Source organism: Seonamhaeicola sp. NFXS20, from assembly GCF_049132085.1.
Lineage (GTDB): Bacteria > Bacteroidota > Bacteroidia > Flavobacteriales > Flavobacteriaceae > Seonamhaeicola.
Map to the genome: position 1 here is coordinate 103,822 of NZ_JAFMPU010000004.1, position 12,417 is coordinate 116,238.

At 34.1% G+C, this 12,417-nt stretch carries 6 protein-coding genes; all 6 read right to left on the minus strand.

The window, feature by feature from the left end:
* Positions 1 to 5: 5 nt before the first annotated feature.
* The 6 genes from J1D01_RS08130 to J1D01_RS08155 are packed head-to-tail and all read right to left on the minus strand — an operon-like array spanning position 6 to position 12,415.
* Positions 6 to 2,366 carry a PDZ domain-containing protein gene (locus tag J1D01_RS08130; RefSeq protein WP_421150466.1) on the minus strand — a complete coding sequence of 787 codons (2,361 nt, stop codon included), beginning with the start codon at positions 2,364 to 2,366 and terminating at the stop codon, positions 6 to 8.
* A 20-nt stretch (positions 2,367 to 2,386) separates the two neighbouring features.
* Positions 2,387 to 3,253 (minus strand): alpha/beta hydrolase, encoded by an 867-nt coding sequence (locus tag J1D01_RS08135; RefSeq protein ID WP_421150467.1) that lies wholly within the window; start codon positions 3,251 to 3,253, stop codon positions 2,387 to 2,389.
* A gap of 9 nt (positions 3,254 to 3,262) precedes the next feature.
* Entirely contained in the window at positions 3,263 to 6,049 is a 2,787-nt protein-coding gene (locus J1D01_RS08140; RefSeq protein ID WP_421150468.1) for a heparinase II/III domain-containing protein, read from the minus strand.
* Positions 6,050 to 6,059: 10 nt separating this feature from the next.
* Positions 6,060 to 8,729, minus strand: a complete 2,670-nt coding sequence (locus tag J1D01_RS08145) for a hypothetical protein (RefSeq protein ID WP_421150469.1) — start codon at positions 8,727 to 8,729, stop codon at positions 6,060 to 6,062.
* Positions 8,730 to 8,747: 18 nt separating this feature from the next.
* On the minus strand, positions 8,748 to 10,421 hold the full coding sequence (locus J1D01_RS08150) for a sulfatase (RefSeq protein ID WP_421150470.1): 1,674 nt from the start codon (positions 10,419 to 10,421) through the stop codon (positions 8,748 to 8,750).
* A gap of 11 nt (positions 10,422 to 10,432) precedes the next feature.
* The gene (locus tag J1D01_RS08155; protein ID WP_421150471.1) at positions 10,433 to 12,415 is read right to left on the minus strand and encodes a glycoside hydrolase family 97 N-terminal domain-containing protein; all 1,983 of its coding nucleotides are present in this window, start codon (positions 12,413 to 12,415) and stop codon (positions 10,433 to 10,435) included.
* Between the last annotated feature and the right edge of the window lie 2 nt (positions 12,416 to 12,417).

The window sequence follows — 12,417 nt, forward strand, 5'->3', positions numbered from 1 at the left end:
TTTATTTATTTAGTATTAATAGTTATTTCTTGTTCTGTTTGATTACGCATGATAACCAAATCTAGCTTGTCTGTTTTATTTTCTGAATTTATTTTAAAGAAATCTTGAATATTTTTCACCTTTTGCCCGTTGGCTTCAAGTATTACATCTCCCTTTTTAATGCCGTTATTTTTTACAGCAGGACTAGGTTTCCAGATGCGTAACACAATAACACCTTCGGCAGTATTTAAACCATAGGCCGATTGTTCTTGCTCAGACTCTACACTTTTTAGTTGATTACGCAACCATGCGACTACAGGACTACTTTTACTTTCTGAAGGGTCTTTTAGTTTTGGAACTTCTGGTGTTTTTGCTATTTTTTTAAGCGAGGCTTTTTGAACTCCAAATTGATCCATTGGAAAGTTCTTGAAACCTAATTTTAAAGCTGGTGAATTTTCAGCTACTGAAAAATCTAAATGTTTAGGATCTTTAAACATTGGATCTCCAAAAGCACTATTCAAATCTCTATCATAAATTTGAGATTTCATCATAGATTCTTCGGTTGGAAATAAATTATAATCTAATTCTTTTCCCCATCCTAACAGCCCAACATCTTGATAGGTATCACCCACAATGTTGTATTTAAATACATCTTCACTATTTGCAAACCACACATGTGGATGCAAGGAGTTGTTTACCATGATATTGTTTTCGGCCACACGATTAAAACCTTCGCGTAATTTAAGTCCGCTATTAAGCATTAAATTATTATAAATATGATAGTTTGAAGAACCATCATCTAAATCGATATCCCAACCATGGTCACAACGAAAACGGTTATTTCTAATAATGGTGGTTTTAATGGCATCCCAAGTGTACATATCGGGAATTGCCGTGGTTATGCTGTCCATTTTACGACGGTTAGGATGCCAAAAACGGTCGCGCCCCCAAGAGTTAAACGATCCATGATCGCTAGTTTCTAAAACCGTGTTAAACACATCGTTAAATTCTAAAATATGACCGCCCCATGTACCATCTCCAATATTAATTCCGGCTCTTGGCACATCGTAAATACTGTTATGGCGTACATTAATATCCATTGCCATAGAAATTTGCACCCCGGCAGTTTGTTTTTCTGTACGACCTATTCGGTGAATTAAGTTATTAACTACCAAACATTCACGGGGATATAACTCATTTTTTGGACCACGGATAGTGTCCATATCTTTTAAATCTACAAATTGACCATAATTAAAAGACGGTGATCTTACAGCCGATGGGTCTCCAACAAAAGACACTGCACTGGCACCACAATTATAAATATGGTTACCTTCTACTATTAAGTTTTTATTATACTTACTAGCCATAATAACGTTACCACCTAAATTGGTAAACACGCTATTTTCAACTTTGCAATTTTCTGTACCTTCAAAAAATGCTACTGCTCCACGGTAAATGGTCCAATCGCTTCGTAATAAAGGTTCGAATTCCTCCATGAAAGTTCTTTGAGTATTTTCAAAAGTAATATTGCTAATGGTTATGTTTTTAACAGGGTTTTCAAGCGTACCTTCAACCTGAATTAAATCTTTTAAAATGGCAACTTCAAACTCGTCTTTTTCTAAATTCACATTTTTAGATGGCCAAAAGTATAGCTTGTTGTTTTCTTTATCTAAATACCATTCTCTGGGGCTATCTAATTCTTCAAAAACGTTTTCCACCATTTGGTATTCATCATGATATCTTGACCCTCGGTTATTTTGATGCCCTCCTTTTAAAATAGCATTTCCGCTTTCATCAACACCGGTAATTTCGTAATGAAAACCACCCCATCTGCCTTTGTGCAAAGCATGAAAAAATGCGCCTTCAGGTTTTTTCCAAGAAGCCAATCGTTCTTTTGAAATAGCATCGGCGGCATACCCTTGCCAGTAATGTCCGCTTTCATCGTAATTAGGATAACGTGCTAAAATTTGAGCTTGTTTGTTTACTACCAGTTGGTCAAAATCTAAATTTTCATCTACAGAAGTTACGTATATATTATCACTGTATTTTTCCCAATTAGGCACCAATAATTGTGAACCTTTAATATGTACCTCTTGGGCATTGGTTCCTTTAATGGTTAAACCACTTAATTGTGGTGTAATTTTAATGGCTTCTGTTAAGCGATAATCACCGGGAAGTATATTTATAACAATCTTAACGTCTTTATTTTCTGCCTTCAACACAGTTGCCTTTTTTATAGCATTGGCTATGGTTGCTAATGGTTGTTCTTTAGTTCCTGCATTGATATCTTTTCCTTCTGTTGAAACATAAAGTTGTTTGATATCTGCTTTTGTGTTACAAGAAAAAACAAGTAATAGTAGTAGTAAAAAAATATAAGGTTTGTTCATTATAAAAATTTATTAATCAATTAAATAGTTGGTTTTCCTTTTAAATAGCCCAATGATTCTAAAAATATATCGGCTTCTCTCACGGTTTCTTTATAGCATCTATCATTTTCTTGCTTTCCTTTGTTGAAAAATCCGTGTTGTTGATTTTTATAAATTATAACCTCACATCTGCTTCCTACCTCTTCCATTTTTTCTTTGTATTTATATGCGGTTGATACAGGAATATGTTTGTCTTTATCACCTAAAAAAAAGATAGTTGGTGGCGCCCCTTTTTTAATATTGTGCAGGGGTGAAATTTCCATATATCTATCACCAATTCTTTCATATCCATAGCCGCCTTCACCATTATCGATAACAGGGTTAAATAGAACAAGTGCATTAGCCTTTGGACTAATAGACAAATTATCGGTAGAATCGTTTAGTCCTTCTATCAAAGTGGTTGCCGCAGCTAAATGCCCACCAGCAGAACCTCCAGAAGCAACTATTTTATTTACATTAATGTTATATTTTTCAGCATTTATTTTTAAAAATCGCATTGCAGATTTAGCGTCTTTAACGGCATCAAAAGGTGTAGTACCGTGTTTATTTTTCACTCTATAATCTACTAAAACAGAAATCATACCTCGAGATGCAAAATATTTGGCTTGATCTAAAAATTGATAAATGGTTCCGCCATTCCAACCTCCTCCAAAAAAGAATACTATGGTTGGATATGTTTTTTTCGAATTAAAATTAACAGGATTATAAATTTGTAGTTTTAAGGTATCCTTATTAACTATTTTATAAATTAGCTCATGTGTAAATTTACCTGCTTTTTTATTGTTTTGTTGCCCATAGGATAGGGTAACAACAAACAACAATACTATAATACAAATACTCTTTTTCATCTTTTTATTTTAATTTGCTACTATAACTTTATCATAAGCTTTTTCTAATTTAAAATATTGTTGTTCTGGGTTGTTTCTATTTAACATTGCTTTTCTTGTAGACACTATTTCTCCATCTTTATACAACAATATTTTAGCGCGTTCTTCTCCTTTTTTGTAAGGTAAATTAATAGTAACTGGGTTATCGTTTTGAATAAGATAACCATCATCAACTTTTTCAATAGATACAGTTACTGGGTTTGCAGATGCAATTATAGTCCACTTTTTATAATCTACTCTGCTAACACCAGATAAAAATATAAAATCTAAAGGTGAATTACTTTTTGATGTTCTTATAACCGAAAGCAATCCTTTTTGATATAAATCTTCGGTTTTTGCAATATCATTTTCCGAAGCATTTACAACTATTCTATCTGTGGTTATATTGTCTGATAATAACACATCAATAATTTGCGCATTGGGATAGTCTTTTAACGAAGTATAGGACACGTTTTTTACTGGATTTAAATCGTCCTCTTTATAAGGATTAAAAACCACTGCAAAAGGGTTATTCCAAGCAGATTCCTCTCTTTTAATAACTAAAGTATGTAACGAATCTTTTAAAATTTCTTTAGGAGCAGTACCATTACTTAAAGCATTTGAGTTTGGTGCTTTTACCTTGTAAATGGTTTGATTTGGGCTCCCTTTAATCCATAATTTCATTTTATTTTTTGGATTATTGGCTTCTGCTAAAGTAAACACCGCCTTTACATCTTTTGATGTGACTGCTTTCTTTTTAGCTGAAAAGAAGTCATAGCCTTTTAAATCGCCAAGTTTTGAGCTTAAATCATTTGTGTTTTGAAACTTTAGAGCTTTTGAATTATCATCATAAACATCTAAGGTTTGCCCTATATTACGATAAAAATACTCATGTTTTTGCTTTCCTTCTTTTTGTTTTTTAGATCTAAAAACATCAACCACATAGGCTTTTTGGGATTTCGATTTAATAATTGCTGAAAAACGCTGTTGATAGGATACCGTTTCTGGTTCTAAAAAAGACACTTTTGAATACGTAAGTTTATCAAAAATAGTTGACTTGCCAGATTTTGGAAAACTATTATCTAATGAAAACGGATGATAAGTACGCATGTTACTGTAATTAGATTTTCCATCTACAATTACAGTATTGTGAGCTGGCATTCTAGCGTAATAATTCCTAAATGTAGGATGCCAGTAACTTGGACCTTTACCAGAATCTGGCCCTAGCACATAATTATTTGCAAACAACTCAATTGATATTCCGTTAGCATGAGCATGATTACCAAAAGACCCCGCTGTAGATAACATAACAGCATCATTACCTGTTCCTATTCTTTGATTAAACACACTAATATTAGGTGCGTAAAATGTTGGTGTTGTAATGGCTTCTAAATTAGCCTGTGCATCTACAACATCATCAACATAATAGAATAAATTGAATAAATCTTTAGCTTCTCTTTTATAAAGATTCTTTGATATAAACTCTGATAAAAACCCAGAAATTAGTGTTTCTTTTTCCTTTTGATTGTACTTTCTGTAATTTGCTATTAAAAGCTCGAAATTTTCTGGAGGTAAAATTTTATGTCCGCCATCACCAACACCAATCATATAACCCGATGGAAATAAGTATTGAAATGAAGCCCACACTGCTTTTTCTAAAATGGGGTACTTAGCTATTTCATTTTCATTAGTTACATGGTCTAACAAGGTAAATATTTTTAAAAGTGTAGTTATTACATGCACTGAGTAGGTAGGACTCTCTGGCCAAATACCAGTTTCTTGATCGTAAACATTTAAAGATTCGCTTACAGCAATTTGTCTGTCGGTTGAAATATTAAAAGTATAATCTAAATAATATTCGCGTCCTTTTCCGTTTTTGTAAGCCTCGTTATTTTCTAAAACTAAAGCGATATAGGTTAAAAATCGGGCTTGAAACAAATTCCAGTTATTATCGGGAATGCCATATTTTATAATTTGATCTGCCCACTTTTGAAATACCGCTGCGGTATTTGATAAATCTCTGTTTTTCGTTTTAAAATAATTATATAAAAAGTCGTAAGTTGTTACCAACGGAATAACAATTCCTTCGTGAATAACCTCGAATGTGGCCAACCCTGAAATAAATTGCTGATTAGACTTATTCAAATCTATTGGTGCATCTCTGTAATACATACCATTTATATATGTAAAAAACACAGGCGTTGCAAATTCGGCATATATTTCATCTCCAGTATACCAATATAAAAAAGCAGCATCTTCAACCAATTGCATTATTTCTTGATTGATTTTTTCAATAGCAAACCCCGCTTTTGATGGGTGAATCCATTCTTTTTCTCCTGTATCTTTATGCTCTAAGTAAAGTCCGCGTGGGTCATCAAAATAAGGTTCAACATCCTCAAGTTTTGGACGTTTGTAATCAGTAGCCCAATCTCGAGTACCCGAATACCTAACGGTTGGCACGGGCGCTGAACCTTCGGAATGTGAAAAATTTCCGCCTTTTAAATACACTTTATCATGCTTAGTTTTCCAGTTCATTTGTAAACGAGACACCAACCATGTAGGGTCTTCATTCCATAATTTAATGTACTTTTCTAGCTTTTTAATTTTCTTTTCAACCAGTGCTTTTTTCCACGAAACATTTTCAAGATTTTTTATAAAATCTTCCTTAGTATCATTGGTTATATAAATTCTAGGGTGTCCTAATTCTTGCCCTATCAATGTGCTAGAACTCATTAAAAAACTAACTGTTAAAACAATATATAGTTTTAGTGTATTCATTCTTTTTATTTTATTGAATTTTCACATTATTACCTGCAGGGTAAGTTTTTGCTTTTCCCTTTTTTAATTGAATTGAAACAGGCTTGTTTGCGGTATAATAAAACACTCCATTAACCTGTTTTAACTCTGCAGAAACTGTTCCGTTTATGGCTTCTATTTTATAGTTCTCTTTTTGAAGCACCTTTCCTTTTCCTAAATACAAGTATTCAAAGTCTCCATCTTTTTCAGAAGCCACCCCAAATATTCCTTTAAATGTGATGTTTTTTGATGGTTTGTAAAGCTTGTTTTCATCAATAGAATTACAAATTATTTGCGTGCTATTTTTAGATTCTACTTTTAAACTTACCATATCAACAAATTGCCCAAGCTTAGAAATATTGGTTATGTGCTTTTTTCCAGTTTCATACGATTCAAAAACAGAAACAAACGGATTTTTACTTCCATTAATTCCATTTTGTCTTACTATTAAAGTTGGTGTAGTTTCTGGACTTTTATTAACCTGTCCGGGAGTTACATCATCTCTTAAAGTAGTTGGTGGAGCATCAACAGTATAGATTTCTCTATTTTTTTGTCCCATCATCCACATATCTGTTACCAAAGCAGGTTGTGTATTGTTTACCGTCCAAGTGGCATTAAAATCATTAGTATAATCTACTTTTCTTTGGTTTTTGAAAAAGTTATAGTTTTTATCGTATTCAGTGCCCAAATTGTTTACATGCTCTAAAGTCAATGTATTATTCGATACATCTTTCAGCTCCATTACATTTCCTAAGTTATGGTGGATGTAATCGTTATCGTCTTGGTTAGATCTAAAAATATCAACGTAATACCCTGATGTTTCCGAAGTACGAATCATAGCTACCAAACGTCTTTTTTCATTGGCAGATACATCGGCAAAAGAAACTTTATTGGAAGTATAGTTGGTGTTATAAAAACTTTTAGTAGTGTCTACCCATGGATCCATAGCGTTAATCGTTATCTCGCCAGACTTATAACCAGGTACTATTGTGTTAGACCCAGTTATACCTCGGTGATAACCCGCATCTTTAGACCAATACGATTCGTAGGCAGAAGCATCGGGAGACATAACCCAACCTTTGCTATAAAACTGCATTGCTAAACCATTTTCTGATAAATGTGATTTCTTTTTTCCTCCATAAAGAGTAAACATTAATCCGTTTTCTTCATCATTTCCATTTTTCATAATAATATGCCTGTGGAATGGTGAATAAGCTGCCCTATGAAAGGGTATTTCATTACCTGATTCAGGAAGTGGTTGATTAAATAGAATTCCTTTCCAATCAGATTGTGTTCTATCGTAATAGCCAGAGGCTATGTTTTTTCTAATTACGGTTGCCATTTTTTTGGCTGTTTCGGTGTCACCTTCCCATGTTGCATAAGTTAACAAAGATTCAAAAGCCGACATGTTTGGTGGACCTCCTCTCATATCTCCAAAAAGCACCAAATTACCACGAGCATCTAACCAACCTAAATTTGCTAATGCTGCTTTATTTACTATTGGGTTACCAGATAGCGTATTCACGCCCGATTTATACAGTTTCAATCCCATATCTAAAACAAAAGGAATCATGCCCGATGCATAGCCTGGAGACTCCGGCCACAAACCAGTTACTTCATTATAGTTTGCCATAATTTCAGGTAATCCTGCATAATGCTTACCTGATTTTTCTGTATAAAACGGAATATAATATTCACGCCCTTTGCCATCTTTATAGAAATTATTAGATTCTAAAACTAGTATGCTTCCAATAATATTTTTATATCGGTTAACATTCCAATTGCCTTTTTTACCACCTCTAACCAATCCTATTTCTATAAACCTTTTAAAAACTGTACTGGCTACATCAACTGTATTTTTTTTAATAGTCTTTAAATGTTCATGCGGATGTTTATTTAAGTAATTATATAAGAAATCATAGATAATGGCTGCAGGAATTTGTCTGTCATCATGAATAACTTCATAATCATAATATCCTAAAATACCTCCAGGTTTGTATCCACCGGGGCCTCCTGCAGATTCAGTAGGATCTAAAGGTGGTTTCATATAATAGGTTCCCAAAAGCCAGGTCCAAAAAATATCTGATGAAAATTTGGCATATTTTTCATCTTGAGTTATGTAATAAGCAAATGCAGATTTTTCGGCCAGTTTTAAAATTTCCATATTGTTTTGGCGAATCATGTGACCGCTTTTTTTATACGGTACCAAAACAGGAGTTTTATCGCCACTGGAGCGACTTATGCCCCACATATCTCCAGTCTCGTTATATGGTGTACGGTCTTCTAATGGTACATTTACATAATCGTTCCATTTACGCATTCCAGGAAGACGTACTGTTGGTACGGGGGCATTGCCTTCTCCATAATCCCAATCTTGACCTTTTATATAACATTGGGTGTATCTCTCTCCATCTTTCCAGTACATTGCTAAGCGAGACACTATCCATTCTGGGTCTTTTATATGACGGTTTACATAACCATCAATTTCTTTTAAGAGGTAATTCCACGAGGCATTTGCCCAATCTTCATTTTCTATTTTTTGTAATACAGCTTGCCTGTCTTCTTTTGTTGCAAACAACCTAGGATGATCTCCTATTTGTTGTGCTACCAAGAAATTACCGCTTAGCATTAGAATTAAAAATATGGAAGATATAAGTTTCATACTGTATTTTATGTTTTTTTAATGAAGCGGTACGGTTTCAATATCTGGATTATCTTTTGCTTCAAGGTATTTTCTTAAAATTTCTTGATCTAACTCTGAACTATCACCATAATGCGCGCGCATTTCTTTAAGTTGTTTTTTTAGTTTAACTACTATATCGGCGTAAGCAGGGTCATTAATAACGTTTTTCATTTCATTTGGATCTTTTTTTCGATCGTATAATTCCCATTCGTCAACATCATAATAGAAATGAGCTAATTTATATTCTTGAGTGATGATGGCGTAATGTCTTTTTACCATATGAATTCCTGGGTATTCGTAATAGTGGTAATACACAGCATCTCTAGTCCACTCTTCATCATTACCTAATAATAGAGGAATTAAACTTTCTCCCTGCATATCGCTTGGCGCTTCTATATGAGCTGCTTCTAAAATGGTTTGTGCAAAATCTAAATTTTGAACCATTTCGGTGTTGGTAATACCTGGCTCAATAACATTTGGCCACTTGATTAGCAATGGTGTTTTAAACGACTCATCATATACAAAACGTTTATCGAACCAACCATGCTCTCCTAAATAAAAACCTTGGTCTGAAGTATAAATTACTATGGTGTTTTCATCAAGACCAGATTCTTCTAAATAATCTAATAAACGTCCTACGTTTTCATCAACCGCTGCAATACACCCTAAATAATCTTGCATATAACGTTGGTAACGCCACTTCATCAACTCAGTGTCGTTCATGTTTGGATATTGTTTTTTAAAGTCTTCCATTAAAGGACCATAAACAGAATCCCAAACGGCACGTTGTTCTTCATTCATTGCTCCAACTTCACGATGAAAAGCTTCAATATCCCAACCCGATTCGTCTTTTAAACCGAGTTCTTTCATAAGTTCAGGGTAAATTTTAGCATCTCCAGCCCAATTCATGTGCTTTAACAAATTCATTTCGGCTGTTTTGGCAGCAGTACCTCTTCCTTCGTAATTATCGAACAAAGTTTCTGGTTCTTTAAATGTTTTTTTAGTGTATTCTTTAAAATGACGGGGAGCTGGCAACCACTCTCTGTGTGGTGCTTTTTGCATAGAGAATAACATGAATGGTTGGTCATCATCCTTGTTTTCCTCTAACCACTCTAATGTCATGTCCATAATGATATCGGTTACATATCCCTCAACAGTAATTTGACCATCATTTGTATTAAAAATAGGATTGTAATAACGCCCTTGTCCGGGTAAAATTTTAAATTCATCAACACCTTTCGGATTATTTCCAAAGTGTAATTTCCCAAACATAGCTGTTTTATAACCTGCTTGTTGCATTAACTGCGGAAAGGTAGTTTGTGATTCATCGAAAGGAAATACATTATCTACTTTCCCGTGAATATGGCAATGTTTACCTGTTAAAATGGTAGCTCTTGACGGTGCACAAATAGAATTAGATACACAGGCATTGGTAAACTTAATTCCTTCATTTGCTATTCTATCTATATTAGGTGTTTTAATTAAACGATCACTATAGGCACTAATGGCTTGATACGCATGGTCATCAGACATCATAAAGATGATGTTTGGGCGTTTAGTGGGTAGTTCTTTTTTCTCTGCAATTTTCTGATCGTCTTTTGATTTACAAGACACTATACCTATAACCAGGACAACAGATAATAATTTTAAAAAAGTTTTTTTATTCATCATTTTTTAATTTACTATAGTTTAGTGATGTGAATAGTAAATCCATTGTTACTTTTCACATCTAAATTTAATTTTGAATCTTTTGATACTTCAATCTCTTCAATTTTAACTTGCGTTCTAGTTTTAACCGTTTCGTCATCGGTATATACTTTGGCTTTATATTTAGCATCTGACTCTAAAAATGAAAAGTCTACTTCTACTTGGTGCGCTGTTGTTCCGTTGATACAACCAACAAACCAATCACTTCCTTTTCTGCGGGCAATAACTCCTATTTCTGCAATTTCGGCTTGTAACACTTTGGTTTCATCCCAAGTGGTAGGCACATTATTAAAAAATTCTAATTCTGGCTCGTTACCAATAGTTTTAGTATCACCCCAAAGTCCATCTTCTTTAATTGGGGCTGCTGGTGCTTTATCATACCAGTATAAAAATTGTAACGGGCTAAAAATACACACCGTTTTTGCCAGTTGTGAAGCGTGCGAGCCCATTCTATCTACGCGTTTGTTGTAGTAACACACGGTGTTATCGGCTGCTCCAGCCAACATTCTGGTAAACATGGTTATTAAAGTATGTTCGTTTGGCACAGTTTCTTCATCACCTCGAATGCCTTCCTGGGTTAATAAATTAGGGTAGGTTCTAGAAAATCCCGTTGGCCTGTATTCATCATGTATATCTATAACCAATTGGTACTTTGCTGCTTTTTTAACCGCTTCGTGCATCCAAGTAGTAGCATCTTGGTCTCCCACTCTTACAAAACCATATTTTACTCCAGAAACGCCCCATTTTTTAAGTACAGGAAAAACTTCATCTACTTTTCCCTCTAAGGCTCTTCGGTTTACGTAAAGCATCACTTTTACCCCTTTTTCTTTTGCATATTTACAAATGGCTTCAATATCAAAAGGACCTTTAGAACGTTTGGGGTCTAAAGTAACCGTAGTGGCATCAGAAGCGTTATCCATTTCGTTTCCGTACCAACCGGCATCAAAATGCACGTATTGCATGTTATGGCTTGCTACAAAATCTATAGCTGCAAAACCGCCTTGGGTGGTTAAAGTGGTTTCACGTAATACTTTCCCGGGTTCTACCCAAGAATCGTCGATAGCTGATGGCGGGTTTAAATTTTGAATTATGTAATTATTCTCCAACAACTCACCGTAACTATCGCCCATCATAATTACACGCCATGGTGATTGAAACGGTAATTTTTTATGTACTTGAGCACCTTCCATTTTTCTTTCGGCAATTACAGCTCCTGATATAGTATCGTGTATTTGCTCGCTTACTTTTCCATCTAAGGATGATGTAATACTATACTTTGAACTATTACCTCTATTAAAACTCATTCTTGCATAATCTACCAAACGTGCTTCTGCTAAGGCTATTTTTATGCTATCGCTAACTTCAATTAACAAAGGGCGTTCTGCACCTTCTTCCAATTTGGTGATTGGAATTTTTCGGTATTTTCCTTGTGCAGTTAACACGCCTTTTTCACGCTTAGGTGTAGACCAAACTGGATAATCTTCTGAAAAATTATAATGGATATTTTCGCTTAAACCAATTTCCTTAATACCCTTTTGCTCAGGAATTTCGTAAGCAAACGCAACACCTTCGTTATAGGCACGTGCAATAATATTAAGCTTAGCTTCGCCTTGTTTTAAATAAATTTTAGTTTGATTATAATGATCTGGAATGGTACTTAATTCACTAAACTTTGAGTTCCAAGTTGAATTTTCGGAAGTGTTTTCAACTTTTTCAACCATTATGTTTCCTGAAAAATTTAACTCTTCTGAAAGTAATTCTAAAATGGATGTTTGAATAACTTGTTGGTTATTGTAATGAACCGAAAACGAGATATCATTTGAGTTTTCGCCATCCATAAACACAATTTTTTTTGATGCATCTGGTGAAGCTAATTCAATGACTTCATTTTGTTTACAGCTTGTTAAAACCAATAATAGCAAAACCGCTACACTACTTTTTTTGAAAAAGATTTTCATTA